General features: G+C 50.4%; 19 protein-coding genes. 6 read left to right on the forward strand and 13 right to left on the reverse strand.

The features are described from left to right. Nucleotides 1-11: 11 nt before the first annotated feature. The gene (locus tag NYE70_RS20550; RefSeq protein WP_211021659.1) at nt 12-293 is read left to right on the forward strand and encodes a phosphatidylinositol kinase; all 282 of its coding nucleotides are present in this window, start codon (nt 12-14) and stop codon (nt 291-293) included. A gap of 88 nt (nt 294-381) precedes the next feature. Here the strand turns inward: NYE70_RS20550 and groL are convergent, their stop codons facing one another. The 7 genes from groL to NYE70_RS20585 all read right to left on the reverse strand — a co-directional run bounded on the left by groL (nt 382) and on the right by NYE70_RS20585 (nt 5,590). Then, nucleotides 382-2,001, reverse strand: coding sequence for a chaperonin GroEL (gene groL / locus NYE70_RS20555; RefSeq protein ID WP_211021658.1), 1,620 nt, complete (start codon nt 1,999-2,001; stop codon nt 382-384). Between the two features lie 99 nt (nt 2,002-2,100). Further along, nucleotides 2,101-2,382, reverse strand: coding sequence for a co-chaperone GroES (groES, locus tag NYE70_RS20560; RefSeq protein ID WP_114496573.1), 282 nt, complete (start codon nt 2,380-2,382; stop codon nt 2,101-2,103). Between the two features lie 299 nt (nt 2,383-2,681). After that, nucleotides 2,682-3,440 carry a twin-arginine translocase subunit TatC gene (tatC, locus tag NYE70_RS20565; protein WP_211021657.1) on the reverse strand — a complete coding sequence of 253 codons (759 nt, stop codon included), beginning with the start codon at nt 3,438-3,440 and terminating at the stop codon, nt 2,682-2,684. Nucleotides 3,441-3,550: 110 nt separating this feature from the next. Further along, on the reverse strand, nt 3,551-3,781 hold the full coding sequence (locus NYE70_RS20570; RefSeq protein WP_211021656.1) for a twin-arginine translocase TatA/TatE family subunit: 231 nt from the start codon (nt 3,779-3,781) through the stop codon (nt 3,551-3,553). A 106-nt stretch (nt 3,782-3,887) separates the two neighbouring features. Further along, nucleotides 3,888-4,373 carry a MogA/MoaB family molybdenum cofactor biosynthesis protein gene (locus NYE70_RS20575; RefSeq protein ID WP_213655445.1) on the reverse strand — a complete coding sequence of 162 codons (486 nt, stop codon included), beginning with the start codon at nt 4,371-4,373 and terminating at the stop codon, nt 3,888-3,890. A 69-nt stretch (nt 4,374-4,442) separates the two neighbouring features. After that, a complete protein-coding gene (gene moaC / locus NYE70_RS20580; protein ID WP_341048941.1) occupies nt 4,443-4,910 on the reverse strand; it encodes a cyclic pyranopterin monophosphate synthase MoaC in 468 nt (155 codons plus the stop codon). 38 nt (nt 4,911-4,948) lie between these two features. Continuing rightward, nucleotides 4,949-5,590, reverse strand: coding sequence for a 5-formyltetrahydrofolate cyclo-ligase (locus NYE70_RS20585; protein WP_290408276.1), 642 nt, complete (start codon nt 5,588-5,590; stop codon nt 4,949-4,951). Between the two features lie 190 nt (nt 5,591-5,780). Here NYE70_RS20585 and NYE70_RS20590 point away from each other — a divergent pair, with 190 nt between their 5' ends. After that, on the forward strand, nt 5,781-7,742 hold the full coding sequence (locus NYE70_RS20590) for an ABC-F family ATP-binding cassette domain-containing protein (protein ID WP_211021653.1): 1,962 nt from the start codon (nt 5,781-5,783) through the stop codon (nt 7,740-7,742). A 291-nt stretch (nt 7,743-8,033) separates the two neighbouring features. Here NYE70_RS20590 and NYE70_RS20595 read toward each other — a convergent pair whose 3' ends face one another. Continuing rightward, nucleotides 8,034-8,351, reverse strand: coding sequence for a YciI family protein (locus NYE70_RS20595; protein ID WP_211021652.1), 318 nt, complete (start codon nt 8,349-8,351; stop codon nt 8,034-8,036). A 173-nt stretch (nt 8,352-8,524) separates the two neighbouring features. On the opposite strand from NYE70_RS20595, the gene NYE70_RS20600 reads away from it, so the two are divergent. Next, nucleotides 8,525-9,406 carry a hypothetical protein gene (locus NYE70_RS20600; RefSeq protein ID WP_211021651.1) on the forward strand — a complete coding sequence of 294 codons (882 nt, stop codon included), beginning with the start codon at nt 8,525-8,527 and terminating at the stop codon, nt 9,404-9,406. On the opposite strand, the gene NYE70_RS20605 is transcribed toward NYE70_RS20600, so the two are convergent. Continuing rightward, nucleotides 9,393-9,896: a hypothetical protein gene (locus NYE70_RS20605; RefSeq protein WP_341047889.1), complete on the reverse strand. Its 504-nt coding sequence runs from the start codon at nt 9,894-9,896 to the stop codon at nt 9,393-9,395. The genes NYE70_RS20600 and NYE70_RS20605 overlap by 14 nt on opposite strands. A 215-nt stretch (nt 9,897-10,111) precedes the next feature. Between NYE70_RS20605 and cysK the strand changes: the two genes are divergently transcribed. Then, nucleotides 10,112-11,035 (forward strand): cysteine synthase A, encoded by a 924-nt coding sequence (gene cysK / locus NYE70_RS20610; protein WP_213655443.1) that lies wholly within the window; start codon nt 10,112-10,114, stop codon nt 11,033-11,035. 24 nt (nt 11,036-11,059) lie between these two features. On the opposite strand, the gene NYE70_RS20615 is transcribed toward cysK, so the two are convergent. From NYE70_RS20615 to NYE70_RS20630, 4 genes are read right to left on the reverse strand one after another with little or no spacing between them, the layout of a single operon-like run. Then, complete coding sequence (locus NYE70_RS20615) at nt 11,060-11,863, reverse strand: aminoglycoside N(3)-acetyltransferase (RefSeq protein ID WP_341047891.1); 804 nt, start codon at nt 11,861-11,863, stop codon at nt 11,060-11,062. Between the two features lie 37 nt (nt 11,864-11,900). Next, nucleotides 11,901-12,455, reverse strand: a complete 555-nt coding sequence (locus tag NYE70_RS20620) for a pyridoxamine 5'-phosphate oxidase family protein (protein WP_213655441.1) — start codon at nt 12,453-12,455, stop codon at nt 11,901-11,903. 22 nt (nt 12,456-12,477) lie between these two features. Then, nucleotides 12,478-12,897, reverse strand: coding sequence for a DUF6157 family protein (locus NYE70_RS20625; RefSeq protein WP_213655440.1), 420 nt, complete (start codon nt 12,895-12,897; stop codon nt 12,478-12,480). Then, entirely contained in the window at nt 12,894-13,715 is an 822-nt protein-coding gene (locus tag NYE70_RS20630) for a VanW family protein (protein ID WP_244861573.1), read from the reverse strand. The genes NYE70_RS20625 and NYE70_RS20630 overlap by 4 nt, the downstream gene beginning before the upstream one ends. 301 nt (nt 13,716-14,016) lie before the next feature. Between NYE70_RS20630 and NYE70_RS20635 the strand changes: the two genes are divergently transcribed. Together NYE70_RS20635 and NYE70_RS20640 are read left to right on the forward strand one after the other, a co-directional pair. Then, the gene (locus NYE70_RS20635) at nt 14,017-15,042 is read left to right on the forward strand and encodes a M23 family metallopeptidase (protein ID WP_341047894.1); all 1,026 of its coding nucleotides are present in this window, start codon (nt 14,017-14,019) and stop codon (nt 15,040-15,042) included. Further along, complete coding sequence (locus NYE70_RS20640; RefSeq protein ID WP_290408268.1) at nt 15,042-15,473, forward strand: bactofilin family protein; 432 nt, start codon at nt 15,042-15,044, stop codon at nt 15,471-15,473. Before NYE70_RS20635 ends, NYE70_RS20640 begins: the two co-directional genes overlap by 1 nt. Nucleotides 15,474-15,509: the final 36 nt, after the last annotated feature.

Below are 15,509 nucleotides of genomic sequence, written 5' to 3' on the forward strand. Positions count from 1 at the left end.
GGAGGTTATTCATGGATACCAATTATCAACAAATCGCATTGAGCTGCATGAATAAATATGTGGGTATAACAACTTCCGACGGACAGTCTTATGACGGATTCATTGCACATGTTGGCGATGACTACATTACTCTTGCCATTCCTTCATCAGAAATGGCGGGGATGCCGGCCAATGCATCTACGTACAGACAATTCGGATTCCATCCAGGTTTTTTCCCACGCCGCCGCTTTTTTTCCAGACGCATCCCATTTCCTTTTATCACCAGCTTGTTTTTGCTTCCGTTTTTCATCTAGCGCGTGTGGGGAACATGATTTTATGCAAAAAAGGCTCCCTTTCGGGAGCCTTTCATCTTGCGGTATTACGGGGTTGTAGAACCCTTTATTACATCATACCACCCATGCCGCCCATGTCAGGCATTGCTGGTTTTTCAGGTTCCGGTTTGTCGGCAATTACAGCTTCAGTAGTCAGGAACAAGCCTGCAACGGAAGCAGCATATTGCAATGCGGAACGGGTTACTTTCGCCGGATCGACGATACCTGCGTCAAACATGTTGACCCATTCGCCGGTAGCGGCGTTATAGCCGATGCCTACTTGTTCTTTCTTCAGACGGTCAACGATGACGGAGCCTTCTTCGCCAGCGTTGGCAGCGATCGTACGAACCGGCTCTTCCAGAGCACGCAGTACGATTTCTGCGCCTGTTTTCTCGTCGCCTACCAGGCTCAAGCCAGCTACAGCGCTGTATACGTTCACGAGGGCTACGCCGCCGCCGGAAACGATACCTTCTTCAACCGCTGCACGCGTAGCGTTCAGGGCATCTTCAATGCGCAGTTTGCGCTCTTTCAGTTCGGTTTCGGTAGCTGCGCCGACTTTGATAACCGCTACGCCGCCGGCCAATTTAGCCAGACGCTCTTGCAGCTTCTCTTTGTCGAACTCTGAAGTAGTTTCTTCCAGTTGGGCACGGATTTGGTTGACGCGAGCGCTGATGTCGCTCTTGTCGCCGCTGCCGTCAACGATTGTGGTGTTTTCTTTAGTAACGATAACTTGACGAGCGTTACCCAGTTGCTCCACGGAAGTGCTCTTCAGATCAAGACCCAATTTCTCGGTGATGACTTGGCCGCCAGTAAGAGCAGCAATATCTTGCAGCATAGCTTCGCGACGGTCGCCAAAGCCAGGAGCTTTAACAGCTACCGCGCTGAACGTACCACGCAGTTTGTTCACGATCAGCATCGCTTGCGCTTCGCCTTCGAGATCTTCAGCAATGATCAAAAGCGGTCTGGATTGTTGAACAATCTTCTCGAGGATCGGCAGAATTTCTTGCGTGCTGCTGATCTTCTTGTCTGTGATCAGGATATAAGGGTTGTCGAGAACGGCTTCCATTTTGTCGGTATCCGTAATCATGTAAGGAGATACATAACCGCGGTCGAATTGCATCCCTTCAACAACTTCCAATTCCGTAGCAAAGCCGCGGGATTCTTCAACGGTAATTACGCCGTCTTTGCCCACTTTTTCCATCGCTTCAGCGATCAATTCGCCAACTTCTTCGTCAGCTGCGGAAATTGCGGCAACTTGAGCGATCGATTGTTTACCTTCGATCGTTTTGGAGATCTTCTTCAATTCTTCTACTGCCGTGCGAACCGCTTTATCGATCCCTTTACGGAGTCCGATCGGGCTAGCGCCTGCAGTTACGTTCTTCAGGCCTTCGCGGATCAGCGCTTGAGCCAGAACCGTTGCCGTAGTCGTACCGTCACCGGCAACATCGTTAGTTTTGGTAGCTACTTCTTTAACCAGTTGAGCGCCCATGTTTTCAAAAGCGTCTTCCAGTTCGATTTCTTTAGCGATCGTCACGCCGTCATTTGTGATGAGCGGGCTGCCGAATTTCTTTTCCAATACCACGTTACGGCCTTTAGGACCGAGCGTTACTTTAACTGCGTTAGCCAAAGTGTCGACCCCGCGAAGCATCGAGCGGCGGGCTTCTTCACTGAATTTGATTTCTTTTGCCATTGTTGAATTACCTCCCTGGTTAATGATGAATGGTAAAGAATAGGTTTGATGCTATGCTTACTGCTTATAAGTTTCGGTCATTATAAAAGACTACCCGACTTAGCCGACGATCGCGTGAATGTCGCTTTCTTTCATAATCAAATACTCTTTGCCTTCATATTTAACTTCCGTACCGGCATATTTGGAGAACAACACGCGGTCGCCTTCCTTCACTTCCAGAGGTACACGTACTCCGTCTTTCAGCGCGCCGCTGCCCACAGCGACTACTTTACCTTCCTGCGGCTTTTCTTTAGCCGTGTCCGGAAGCACGATGCCAAAAGCTGTTGTTTCCTCTTGTTCGATCGGTTCTACCAATACGCGTTCACCTAAAGGTTTGATCATGAAAAAATAGCCTCCTTTAAATATGTTTGTGTTAATGGATTGAAGTAAACTATGTATTAGCACTCGACATCCTCAAGTGCTAATAACCACTTTTATGATACTCAACTTAAGGTCAGATTTCAAGTCCCTGATCCAATTTTTGTTCCTTTTCCGAAAAAAATACGGACGAACACACCCTCACCATTTTATCCTCCGCCACGTAAAAATATTCCATCCTATTCGCCCGAAGCGGGCGGACAAATCTTGAACCGGCAAGAGGGACACGCCGCAAAGTGCGGACATGTCCCTCTTAATCCAACCTATTTATATTTCAGTTCCCGTTCTGCATCCGCAGCCAATTGCTTGCGATATACACGTTTGGACAACAACACGCTAAGCTCATAAAGTAAAATAAGCGGAATCAGTACCAAAAACGCCGAAAAGAAGTCGGCCGGGGTAATCATAACCGAGATCACCACAAGAATGAAGTAAGCGACCCGGCGCATCTTCTTGAGCCGTACCGGGTTTAGAAGCCGAATTTGGGTCAGGAACAAAATGACGAGCGGAAGCTCAAATAACAGGGAAATCGGCAGGACAATATTCATCAGAAACTTGAAATAGTCCGCCATTCCGTACGTCTCAATCAGTCCAAGCTGCTTGTTGAGCGAACCCGTGAAGGACATAGCAAGCGGAAATACGACGAAATAACCGAAGGCCAGTCCCGCCAAAAAACAAATAAACACAAACGGAATATATCTGAGCGTTGCCTTCTGTTCCGCCGGCTTCAGTCCAGGGCTCACAAAAGCCCAAAGCTGATACAGCGTAAACGGCAGAGTAATTCCCAGCGCTACTACCATAGAAATTTTCATATATACGCCGACCCCGTCCCAGAAGGAAAAGGCGTTTAGATCAATTCGGACGCCGGAGAGGGCGTTCACAGTTACATAATGATAAATAGGGTCCACCACAAAGAAGGCGGCGACCAGAACGATTACAAAGACGGACAGGACATAAACCAATCTGCGTCTCAGTTCCGATAAATGATCGACCACGCTTTGAGTATCTTTTTGTTCAGCCATAGGCCTGCCTCCCCGCCATCCAGGTACGAATATCACACACAAAATCCCTCCCGGCAAGGAAGGGACAGCAGTTCAATTATTTCACATAGTTAAGCTAATAAAGACAACTACTATTCCGGAAGCCTACGATGATCGGCTTTATCAGGCTGCGGAGTCGGAGTCGAAGCCGCGGCTGCCTCCGGTTTCTTTGCTTCGGATTGATCATGATCATCCACGATATCCTGGGTAGCGTTCTTAAACTCCCGGAACGTACGTCCGACCGCCCGTCCCAGTTCAGGCAATTTATTCGGTCCAAACAGAAGCAATGCTGCAATAACGATTAACAGAAATCCGGCTGTCATCCCCGACTCTCCTTTCACATACCTAACAATACCATAACCTATATCACAAAATTAGTCCATCCGCCTGACAATCTTGCATCCATTTCCGGTCCGGAGTCCATACGGATTAAAGCCGGAATTGACCCGTGACCATCAGCAGCGCTTCGGGAAGCTGATCCATGATGGCTGCCAGGTTCTCGTGCACGCCTTTCGGCGTTCCCGGCAAATTAACGATCAGAGTACGTCCGCGGATTCCGACAATGCCGCGGAACAGCATCGCACCCCGGTTCTTTTGCATCGACGTATAGCGCATCGCTTCGGCCATTCCCGGCACTTCCCGTTCAATGACTCGCCGCGTCGCCTCCGGGGTTACATCGCGAATCGCGAGTTCCGTACCGCCTGTGGTCAACACCAGATCGGCTTGGAAATAATCCGTCATCTCGATCAGGGCGGCAATAATTTCATCGGGCTCATCGGGAACAATCCGATATTCCACAATTTCGCCCCCAAGTTCTTCCTCCACAAGCTCCCGGATTACCTGGGCACTCGTGTCTTCACGTTCGCCTCTGGCTCCTTTGTCGCTTGCCGTTAGGATCGCAGTCTTCCAAACCATGAGTCACCCTCCTTATCCACCTCTTATATATGAATCAGGGATTAATCATTCGCCTGTGTCCGGTCGTATCTAACTCTCCCGAATGTAATCCCCGCTCTTTCCGCCGCTCTTCGAACGAAGATGCGTTGGTCCGATCACCATATCCTTTTGCAGCGCCTTGCACATATCATAGACGGTAAGCGCGGCGGCGGATACCGCGGTGAGCGCCTCCATCTCCACTCCGGTCTTTCCTTCCGTTTTCACGGTAGCCTCAATATGAAGCTCGTCGACTCCATTGTCTGTGAATGCAAGATTCACCCCGGTCAGCGCCAATGGGTGGCACATCGGAATCCAGTCCGAAGTTCGTTTGGCGCCCTGTATTCCGGCAATTTGAGCCACGGCGAGCACGTCGCCCTTTCCAACCTTGCCTTCCTTGATGGCCAGCAGGGTTGAAGGCAGCATGGTGATCGTCGTTTCCGCAACTGCGATACGCACCGTGGACTCCTTGCCGGAGACATCTACCATACGGGCTCTTCCCTGTTCGTTAAAATGAGTCATCTTGCCTTGGACTTCTGCCGAATCCATTATGTTCTTCACTACTTTCCTTCTATATATATGGTACCGGTTGCCGTAAACAGCATATCCAGTCTAAAATCATGTTCTTCCATGGGAATGAGGCCCGAAACAATTTGCTCCCGGAAGGCAAGCGCAGCTTTTAGCGCAAAACCCGTTCGCTTGGCTTCCCTTTCGCTCCGAGTCGCCCACTCGGCCATAAAGCGGTCGTAATAACCTCCGCCAAAGCCGATCCTGCCTCCCCACCGATCATAGGCCAAGCCTGGGACTATGGCCAGATCAATCTCACCGTAGCGGCTGGCAGGCCATATAGGGACTTCCTCTCCCGGCTCAAGAATCCCCCAGGTTCCGGGTGCAAGATCCTCTTCGCCGCCGATACGATGCAGCGTCATGATACCGTCTCCGGTCACTCTCGGAACCAGGACTGTATCACCCCGTTCCAGGCAACTCCTCAGAAGCGGGCGAGTATCCGGTTCATCGCGGAACGACAAATATGTAAACACCGTCAGCCCGGAGTCTCGCTTATTCCGAAGCGGTCCGATCACTTCATGTTCCGCATGCATACAGGCAGCAAGCGATTGCGCACTCCGGGACTCCCCGGAGATCTCGGAACGAACTCGGGACATCTCCGCTCTAAGCTCTCTTTTGCTTTCCCCGATGCTCATGCGATAACTCCTTTTCCGCCTTAGGGACGGGACATGCTATACCTTTCCTTAGTGTATCATTGTTGAGGCAAAATGAAAACTGAACCGGACACTTCAAACCCTTGCCCTACAGGAATGAGCGGTGCATTTGAACGTTATTTCATGTACACTGTTCATAGAGAGGGAGTTATATAGGAGGATCGAAATTGATATGCTGCTTCAAGCTACTGACATTACTAAATTATACGGCGTAACCACTATACTCGGAGGAATCGGACTTCAGGTTCTTGAACGGGACCGGATCGGTCTCGTCGGCGTGAACGGCGCCGGGAAGTCGACCCTGCTGCAAATACTGGCGGGTGAGCTGACTCCGGACGGCGGACAAATATTCAAAGCTAAAGAAACGCGGGTCGGTTATCTGGCGCAAAATAGCGGCTTGCAATCGGACCGTACCATTTGGGAGGAAATGCTCGATGTCTTCTCCGATCTGACGGAAACGGAACAGGAGCTCCGGCGGATGGAAATTCAGATCGCCGATCCGGGCTTGGCCCATGACGATAAAGCTTACCAGGATTTACTGACACGCTATGCAATAAAATCAGATTGGTTCAAGGATCAAGGCGGCTATGAAATCGAAACCCGCATCCGCAGCGTACTTCATGGTATGGGGTTCGGCTCTTTTTCGCCGGACACCGTGATTTCCACGCTGAGCGGCGGGCAGAAAACCCGGCTGGCCCTGGCACGGATCCTGCTTCAGGCTCCGGATCTGCTCATGCTCGACGAACCGACCAACCACCTGGACATTCAGACGCTGACCTGGCTGGAGGATTATTTGCGCAACTATTCCGGCGCCTTGCTTGTCGTCTCTCATGACCGCTACTTCCTGGACCGGCTCGTTACGGCAATTGTCGAAATCGAGCGGCATCAATCCCGCAGATACACCGGTAACTATAGCCGTTATATTGAACTGAAGGCTGCGGAGTACGAGAGCCAAATGAAGCTATACGAGAAACAGCAGGATGAAATCGCCCGAATGGAGACTTTTATTCAGAAAAATATCGTCCGGGCCTCAACCACGAAACGTGCACAGAGCCGCCGGAAAGCCCTAGAGAAGATGGACGTCATGGACCGTCCGTTAGGAGATCTGAAGAAGGCCAGCTTTTCCTTCGAAGCAGAAATCACAAGCGGCAAAGATGTACTTCAAGTCGATGGGTTGAGTTATGCCTTTGAGCCCGGGTCATCTCCTTTATTCAAGAACGTGTCTTTCAGCCTGCGGCGCGGAGAAACGGTTGCCCTGATCGGACCGAACGGAATCGGAAAATCCACGCTGTTGAAAATATTGACCGGAGATCTGAAGCCGACCGCCGGCTCGATCACCTGGGGAACCAAGGTCAAGGTTGGTTATTATGACCAGGAACAAAGTCATTTAAACCCGCAAAACACCGTGCTTGAGGAAGTCTGGAACGCCTTTCCCCATATGGAAGAGGCCCGAATCCGCAGCGTGCTGGGCAACTTTTTGTTCAGTGGTGAGGATGTGCTCAAGAAAATCTCTGCCTTAAGCGGCGGGGAAAAAGCCCGAATCGCCCTTTCCAAGCTGATGCTGCAAAAAGCTAACGTCCTGATCCTAGACGAACCGACCAACCATCTGGATCTGTTCAGCAAGGAAGTGCTGGAATCGGCGCTGATTGATTATGACGGAACCTTGCTCTTCATATCTCATGACCGTTATTTCCTGAACAAGATGGCGGAACGCATTGAGGAGCTTCATCCCGGCGGTGCCGAACATTTCCTGGGTAATTATGACGATTACTTGGCGAAAAAACAGGAACTGCAGGAGCTTGCCGCGGAACAGGCAAACAGTGAAGCCTCGAAACCGGGTCCCCAGGATCGAAGTTCCGTTGAGGAGGCTTCAACCGGAAAGACGGGGGCCGCCAATTATGAAGCGGATAAACAAGCTAAGCGTCAGGAACGGGCTCGTCTCCGGAGACTGGAACAGCTGGAAGAGACCATCGCCCGGCTGGAGGGCGAAATCGCCAATCTAGAAGCGGAATTAATGCTCCCGGAAATATATCAGGACTATACTGCCCTTCAGGAGCGCCAATCGGTAATTGACAGTAACAAATTAGAATTGTCCTCGGCTTATGAGGAATGGGAATCCCTTGCCGCAGAATAATTCTCAAAAAAAATTCAAATTCTTTATAATCTCTTTATACACATCGTTATCCACAGTGTTGAAGATGCATTTCCAAAAAAAGCGACCCTTGAGGTCGTTTTTTTCGGGCTTTTTTTGAAATTGTAGAATTTATCCACTAGGTTATGCACATTATCCACATTTTTCAGAAAATAATGACTCGATTTTCGGAATCCGCCTTCATCCGTTGGCAGGCAAGCTTTCAAGCATTTTTCATACAATAGCCTTTCAAATTGCGGTTAATATTGTCCACATCTTGACAGGCCCCCTATTTTACCCCATTCCCAAATGATTGTTCGCTTCGCAGGAAATTTCCCAGGCCCTTAGTTCATAGTTCTCAGTTCCTGATTTCACGAACGGGTCACGCTCCGCCAAAGCTTTGGCTTCTTCCAAATCGGCGGCCTGAATAATGAGCATCCCTCCGGGAACATCGACAAAGGGTCCGCACATTACCAGTTTTCCCATCGATTGTAATTCCCTTAAATAGGCGACATGACTGCGGATTAACTCCTCATTGAAGCTCCTTCCCGGATTCATCGAAAGTAAAATCACATACTTCACAAAAGATTGATTTTCCGTTGAATTCTCCATCGATTTCACGTCCCTCGTTTCTCGTACTAATTTCCCACAAGACGGATCAAACCCATTAGCTGATGAATTTCCCCAGGGATTCCATTCAAATTACCTATTGTCATTTCAACAAAAAAATACAATTATCTCTATAGGAATTCAATCAAATCCTGTAAAAAAAAGGAGAGTATGAAATGAAGCTGATAAAAATTGTCTCCCTGACGGCGTTAGGGGCTAGTTTATCTTTTGTAGGAGGATGCCAGTTGTTTGGCGTCGCTGAAAGTTCATCATCCTCTTCCGCGCCCTCTTTTCAAGAATCCTCTTTGCCGGGCGGTGGTTTAGCGTTCCCGCAAAATGAACGGATTCATCTGTCGACGGATCAAAAGTGGGTCGCTTCCGAAGGTCATCTGTCCGATCTCATCCGGCTGCAATGGACCGCGGAACGGGCCAAGCCGGCTATCTCATGGGCCGATGAAAAAGGAAACGACAAAACGGCTATCGTCTCACATGACAAAGCAAACAATCCGGAACAACATGACCACAAGCATATATCATTCGAAACTACGATGTCTCCCGACGGGGAGAACAAAGACCAGTTGTTTACGCGCTTTGAAATTCCTTACGACACCGATGTTGCGGAGATACGCACCCACTCTTCCAACTTCAACGTCATGGACGGCATTCTCAGAGTAGCCGCTGAAGGCAATCGGGATATCCAATTTGCCAAAACGGGCAAGGACAATGCGACTACTCCGCTTTGGAGCCTGCGTACAAACAGCGGGGAAAAAGGCGGGAATAGCGGCGCTGATTTCAACATTATCCGTTATGACGATAAAGGTGAAGCCATTGAGAGTGCAGTGACCGTTAGCCGCAGCGACGGCAACGTCGGCATTGGAACCAATGCCCCCGAGAGCAAACTTGACGTTGCCGGCGACAGCATACGCATCCGGGAATCGAAGACTCCCGAATCGGCCAATTCTCCGGGCAACCAGGGGGATATCGCCTGGGACGAGAACTATATGTACATCTGCGTAGCGAAAGACACCTGGAAGCGGACCGAGCTTAAGTCATGGTAATGCCATCCCCGCTACCGTCCTCAAGCTCATAGAAATTCCTTGCGGACGGGAGCAGCGTTACGATTTGAATCGCCAGACCAAGCATCATGTAAACAAGGTGAATCACTGCTGTCTCTTTGATAATATAGAGCTGCACCATAATCCAAATAATCAAAGCAAATGCCGTATATAGGGAGAACGTCCAGGACCAGTGCATGGGCCTGAATAAATTGAGCCGCTCTCCCAGCGACCACGCTTGCTGGCGAAGCAGTGACACCATAATTCCCAGCGGGCCGATCCCCAGTACGAGCAGCAGAATCATTCCGGGGAACAAAAAGTCGGAAAAGAGCGGGATCTTCATCATTTCCGTCGGCATTCCGAGCAACTGCCCGCTGGGATCTATAATTAAAGCCCCCCCTCCAAACACTGCCCCTATTCCTAAAAAGCCCTGCAATGCAATCAGCAGCTTCACTGAGAGCGGCATTTTCCTTGCTTCAACCATCTGCAACATCCCCTCGTTTCAATTTGTGAAATTCATCACTAATCAAAATAAAAAAAGATGAAACCCGCTGGTGGCCTCATCTTCGTTGTTATTCCTACTTTACCATAGGATAATCCCGCATGATACTGATTTATTGCTTAGCTTGAACGTGATCGGCAACACGGGTAGAATATACAGAAAACCCGGCTCTTATCAGCCGTACTGAAAGTGGGGCTTTACCTGCTATGACCTGCAAAGCATTTAATAGCATCACCGAACTCGTCGGCAATACTCCGGCGGTCAAGTTGGGACGTATGACCGGAGAACAAGACGCCGATGTTTATGTCAAACTGGAGTATTTCAATCCTAGCGGCAGCGTGAAGGACCGCGCCGCTTCTCATATGATCGCCGAGGCGGAGAAAGCGGGCCTTCTCCAGCCGGGGGCCACAATAATTGAGCCGACCAGCGGCAATACCGGTATCGGGCTTGCGATGAATGCTGCGGCGAAGGGATATAAAGCGATCCTGGTCATGCCCGACAACATGACCCTGGAGCGGATCAACCTCCTTAAAGCCTACGGCGCGGAGGTCGTATTAACTCCTGCTGCTCTGCGTATGCCCGGATCGATCGAGAAGGCGCTGGAGCTTCAATCGCAAATTCCGGGCAGCTTCATCCCCCAGCAGTTTCAAAACCCGGCGAATCCGGATGTCCACCGGCTGACCACGGGTCCGGAAATTATCTCGCAAATGGATGGCAGACTGGATGCGTTTGTCGCCACTTCCGGAACCGGCGGCACGATAACCGGCACCGGTGAATATTTACGCGAACATCTGCCGGAAATTCAGATCGTCGTTGTCGAACCGAAAGGCTCCCCCGTCCTGTCCGGGGGACAGCCGGGACCACACAAGCTAGTAGGCACCAGTCCCGGTTTTATTCCTCCCATTCTGAATACGGGAGTATACGACGAAATCGTGCAGGTCGAGGATAAAGACGCTCTCGATACCGCGCGTCGGCTTGCCGCCCTGGAAGGCATCCTCGTCGGCCCGTCATCAGGTGCGTCGGTCTGGACGGCGATGCAGCTGGCCCGGAAACTCGGCAAAGGAAAGCGGATATTATGCATCGCTCCGGACACCGGCGAAAGATACCTGAGCATGGGTCTATTCGATTAACCGATAACCTGGCGCTTCAGGACTTTATTTTCTCGTATGCGTCATCCATTCTGCGGCGTAATCAACCAGTGCCTTTTGCGGCATTAACATGGCGGGTGCGCCTGCGATGCTGCCTCGCAGCACTTTGCCCGTATCCCGTTCAAAGTCGGCACCGATCTTCTCAAAATCTTCGGAGTCGATTTCAATGTCGCGGAACTTGACCCATTGCCGCTGACCCTCGAGGATCATTGGCGCACTGCTGCCGATTTCTTTTTTGCCGGGATAATCAGCACGGTATTCAGCCAAATGAAGCGAGGTATTGTTGGCATGGCCTACGCCAAGCAGCAGGACCCAGCCTTCCGCTTCATAAATCCTGGCCAGCGGAGACTGCTCCCCAAGCCCGTAATCCAAGCCGTGGTGATCGGTTATGAAATCGGCATGAATTCCTCTTGCGGCAAAAGAGACATGCGGATGTCCGCTCCGTTTCACGCCGCTCTGCTTGCGGAACAATTCCGGAATGACGCCCATATGCCACAGTGGCGTTAAGTCCGGATCATAGGGCGGCATCTGCTCCCGGATCGTGTCCCACCACTCGATCGGGACGGGAGGGTTCTCCCATCCGCTCGGATCGCTCAGATCGTTCGAATGCGTCGGAACAACGAGCGTTCCAGTATCGCCTATAGCTTGTTCCAATGCCAGAATCATTGCGACCGGTCCCCCGGCCACCCATTGTCCGAGCGATTTAAAGGAAGAATGAACGAGCAGCGTCATCCCTTCCCTTACGCCAAGGGCGGTAAGGTCGGACCGCAGCGTTTCCACAGTAATAAGTTTTCCTTGCATAAGTTCCATGCACAGCTTCCCCTTTTCTCTATCTACTTCTTCTAACTTAAGCCTGTTCCCCGTATGAAGATGGCAAACCGTCCAGACTTACGGCATTTTTCTGCTGCCGGTATTCATCCAGTCCCGCCTCTCCCTTGTTCTCCGCCCATTGGATCAAGGTGTTCCGGTCTCCCTCGTATTGGAACAGCGGAACACCGAAGCCGCAGGAGGTTTGAACCTCGTAAACGGAAATATGGATCATTTGACGCGCACCCTGGAGCGGGGGGAAATATCCCTCAAGCTTCTCCCATTCCTCATTGCCGGGAAGAATAACCCGTCCTTTCCCGTACAACCGTAATATGAGCGGCTGGCCTTCAAACGCAGCGAACATCAGCGTTATTCTTCCATTCTCCGCCAAATGCGCCGCCGTTTCGTTGCCGCTCCCGGTCAAGTCCAGATATACCGCCTCCGATTCCGAAAGAATTCGCAGCGAATCGTATCCCTTCGGCGACAGGTTCACATGCCCCTCCCCGCTGAGAGGTGCGGAACCCACAAAAAATATATGCTGCTTGGAGATGAACTCTATGTGCTGAGGCAGCATGGCCGCAAATCTTTTTCCCATCAGGTTCCCTCCCAAATATCTCTTAGTCCCTCCGGCTTCGCATTCCGTTCAACACTTGGATGCTCCCATCGGCCGATTCCGTAAAGCGCTTGTATTCGTGAGAATCCATGCCGTAGATGGCAATTTTCCCATTCTCGTCGTAATGGACACCCCAACCGTACTTCTTGGGCAGCGCGGATGCACGAAGGCAGGCGTGTTTTTTGGAGAACAAATCGTCCCTGATTTCTTGCTCGCGCTCCTGAATTACTTCCGCTGAAATCTGTTTGTGCCGGATATGCGTCTCAAATAATAACGCAGGATAGTCAAATTTATAAGGATGTTCGGTCAGCAGTTCATATTGAATTACATGAACCGGCTTGCTCTCTTTTGCCGATACTGGGACGATGCCTGTTTCAGCAGGACAGTCCGGGGAAACCCGGATAAACGTATTTGTATAACTCATTCGCCAACTCCCTCTCGTATTCCGGATTCAAGCAAAGGCTCATACATCATCAGAGCATGATTCTCCGTCACATACTCATCCCTGACCAATTCACCCTCTAAGTTAAAGACGCGCCGAAATATCAGATTATGCCGGATATGCCCGCCCCAATACTCCCGGGTAATCCTGTGCGCTTGCTCATATACCTCATAGCGGTGCAGCGGTCGGTTGACCGATCTTAGCTCGCCTATCAGATCATGTTCCGATACATGTACAAGAATCTGAATCGGAGCATCCGTCGGGTTATACAGCTGAAGATCCAAATAATTATAAGAGCAGGTTGCTCCGCTTCCGAAAGGCTGGGTTCGGCCCGAATCCGGAAACACGTCGTAGCTATGGCGATGTCTCTCCCTGACTTCCAGAGAAGAATGAAGCGCCATCCAATAAAGCAGATTGGTTAGCTGGCATAGCCCGCCTCCAACACCCTGCTTGTATTTTCCGTAATGCAGCACCATTCCCGGCACGTATCCTTTCCTGCGCGTGGGCTTGCCAACTAATCTCCAAAAGGAAAAGGTTTCACCGGGCTGGATGATTACTCCGTTAATCCGCTGGACGGCAAGCTTCAAATTAACAATCTTGTTATGCTGAAGCTGCATATCCACATCCTTGAGCTGACGCAGCAAAATCGTTTGGTGACCCGCCAACTTGTGGGGAAGAGACTCCTTCTCCCGGATTCTGGAGATCTTTTGACCATCAACCCACCATGTCCAGTAACGTCTCAAGCGATAATATTTAGTTCCCAGCCATACTCTTGTCTTGGATCTCGGGATTGGCTTCAAAGGGATCCCCCCAAATACAATTTCTTGCCAAATTGACGTCGCAGTTACCAATATTATACTCAGTTTTCGCAATCCTGCACATTTAACCTGAGACAGGTTGTTCATAAGCAATCTTTTGATCACACAGTGCATCCAGTTGCGTATCCGACATTGAAGCTTGAGAGTTTCCTATCATCTTATACAGTAAATTGTGACTTGCGGGAGGGTTTTGGAATGTTTTGCCGAATTAGTAACTTTGGTGCTGAAAACAAATGTCTTTTGGCCTATTTTTCAAAGATTTTGTCATACTCGGGAGGATCGCATGAAATTCGGATTCAAGCCTGCAAACAGGAAATTTACAATACTTGTCGTACCTGAGGGCGCAAGCCCCGTATTCCGGTTTAGAACGCGTTTGGCTCTGCTATTGTCCCTATTGGTCTCGGCAATAGTCGTAATCGGGCTGGTACTGGTCCTTATCGTGGCGAACCGGAGCCATTCCAGCCGGATAGTAGCTTTGGAGACGGAGCTATCCTCGTCAAAGGATTATTATGAAAGTACAGTCGATGACAAGGAACAAGCCATTGATACATTGCTTACAGAGCTGCTCGATCTATCGGAGAAATCCAAAACCATTGAGTCGAGAATGCTCGAGCTGGAACAGCTGGAGGCGGAATTGAAAGCTATTACAAATGGCAATCGGCAAACCGGAGGACTTGCTCCTACCGTGGCCGTAGCTGCGGATAGTCCCGGAGAAGCTTATGAACAGAAAGGCGGGGTTGGCGGCGAATCTATTCCTTTGAGCGAAGAAGATGTGCTTGCCTTAATAAACGAGACGAAGGACAGCATCGCGGCTTCCTTAAATGAAATGCCCGATTTGCAATCAAGGCTGGAGCAGACCAAGATCAACGTGGAAAAGTACAAGGAAATGATGAGAATTTTGCCGACCTATTGGCCTACGGATTCCGCACGGGTCACTTCCCAATTCGGGAAACGCAGCGATCCCTTTAGCGGCAGACTTACGGTTCATAGCGGTCTGGATATCGGCGGGCAAACCGGGGATCCGATTTACGCCGCTGCCGACGGTACGGTCACGGATACCGGATACAGCTCCGCGCGAGGCAATTATGCTACGATCAAGCACCCGTCAGGCCTGCAAACCATCTATATGCATATGAAAAAAACGATCGCGACCAAAGGCGATGTTGTTAAACAGGGGGATAAAATCGGGCTGCTCGGCTCAACGGGAAGAAGCACAGGTCCGCATCTCCATATCGAGGTCATTAAGGGCGGAGTTACCGTCGATCCCTTAATCTATCTAACTATTCCCGGAGAGGATGAAAATCAGTAATGTTCAAGAATAAAACCGCCGTAAAGCTCGATCCGAATACCACCGATACCTTGGTTGGGGAGGGCAGTACATTCGAGGGGAAGATTATCTCGGGCGCCAGCATCCGAATTGAAGGACAGGTTATCGGAGATATCGACTGCGAAGGGGACGTAACCGTCGGGGAAAAGGGAATGATCCGTTCCGATACGATTATCGCCAGAAACATCATTATTGCAGGTACGGTCAACGGCAACGTTCAGGCCAAGCAGAAGCTGACCATCACTGCTAAAGGCAAGCTCTACGGCAACCTTTCCGCCGCCTCTCTCTCGATTGAGGAAGGAAGCGTCTTTGAAGGGACGAGCCGAATGGAAGGCGCCCAAAATTCCTCCTCTGCATCGGTTCAGACGATAACGCTTGCGGACAAGCAATCGGCCGCAGCGGCAGAGAAATAGGACTGATACTGGTTAAACAATAAAGGCCGCATCCCG

The organism is Paenibacillus sp. FSL R5-0407 (assembly GCF_038009185.1).
Taxonomy (GTDB): domain Bacteria; phylum Bacillota; class Bacilli; order Paenibacillales; family Paenibacillaceae; genus Fontibacillus; species Fontibacillus vini.

Coding starts and splice junctions, on each gene's coding strand:
- NYE70_RS20570 (WP_211021656.1), bottom strand. CDS start 3,781: ATGACAGCCGGATTTCTGTTAATCGTTATTGCAGCATTGCTTCTGTTT.
- NYE70_RS20615 (WP_341047891.1), bottom strand. CDS start 11,863: ATGGAACTTATGCAAGGAAAACTTATTACTGTGGAAACGCTGCGGTCC.
- NYE70_RS20640 (WP_290408268.1), top strand. CDS start 15,042: ATGTTCAAGAATAAAACCGCCGTAAAGCTCGATCCGAATACCACCGAT.
- NYE70_RS20550 (WP_211021659.1), top strand. CDS start 12: ATGGATACCAATTATCAACAAATCGCATTGAGCTGCATGAATAAATAT.
- groL (WP_211021658.1), bottom strand. CDS start 2,001: ATGGCAAAAGAAATCAAATTCAGTGAAGAAGCCCGCCGCTCGATGCTT.
- NYE70_RS20635 (WP_341047894.1), top strand. CDS start 14,017: ATGAAATTCGGATTCAAGCCTGCAAACAGGAAATTTACAATACTTGTC.
- NYE70_RS20590 (WP_211021653.1), top strand. CDS start 5,781: ATGCTGCTTCAAGCTACTGACATTACTAAATTATACGGCGTAACCACT.
- NYE70_RS20620 (WP_213655441.1), bottom strand. CDS start 12,455: ATGGGAAAAAGATTTGCGGCCATGCTGCCTCAGCACATAGAGTTCATC.
- NYE70_RS20605 (WP_341047889.1), bottom strand. CDS start 9,896: ATGTTGCAGATGGTTGAAGCAAGGAAAATGCCGCTCTCAGTGAAGCTG.
- NYE70_RS20595 (WP_211021652.1), bottom strand. CDS start 8,351: ATGGAGAATTCAACGGAAAATCAATCTTTTGTGAAGTATGTGATTTTA.
- NYE70_RS20575 (WP_213655445.1), bottom strand. CDS start 4,373: ATGGTTTGGAAGACTGCGATCCTAACGGCAAGCGACAAAGGAGCCAGA.
- cysK (WP_213655443.1), top strand. CDS start 10,112: ATGACCTGCAAAGCATTTAATAGCATCACCGAACTCGTCGGCAATACT.
- groES (WP_114496573.1), bottom strand. CDS start 2,382: ATGATCAAACCTTTAGGTGAACGCGTATTGGTAGAACCGATCGAACAA.
- NYE70_RS20625 (WP_213655440.1), bottom strand. CDS start 12,897: ATGAGTTATACAAATACGTTTATCCGGGTTTCCCCGGACTGTCCTGCT.
- moaC (WP_341048941.1), bottom strand. CDS start 4,910: ATGACTCATTTTAACGAACAGGGAAGAGCCCGTATGGTAGATGTCTCC.
- NYE70_RS20600 (WP_211021651.1), top strand. CDS start 8,525: ATGAAGCTGATAAAAATTGTCTCCCTGACGGCGTTAGGGGCTAGTTTA.
- tatC (WP_211021657.1), bottom strand. CDS start 3,440: ATGGCTGAACAAAAAGATACTCAAAGCGTGGTCGATCATTTATCGGAA.
- NYE70_RS20585 (WP_290408276.1), bottom strand. CDS start 5,590: ATGAGCATCGGGGAAAGCAAAAGAGAGCTTAGAGCGGAGATGTCCCGA.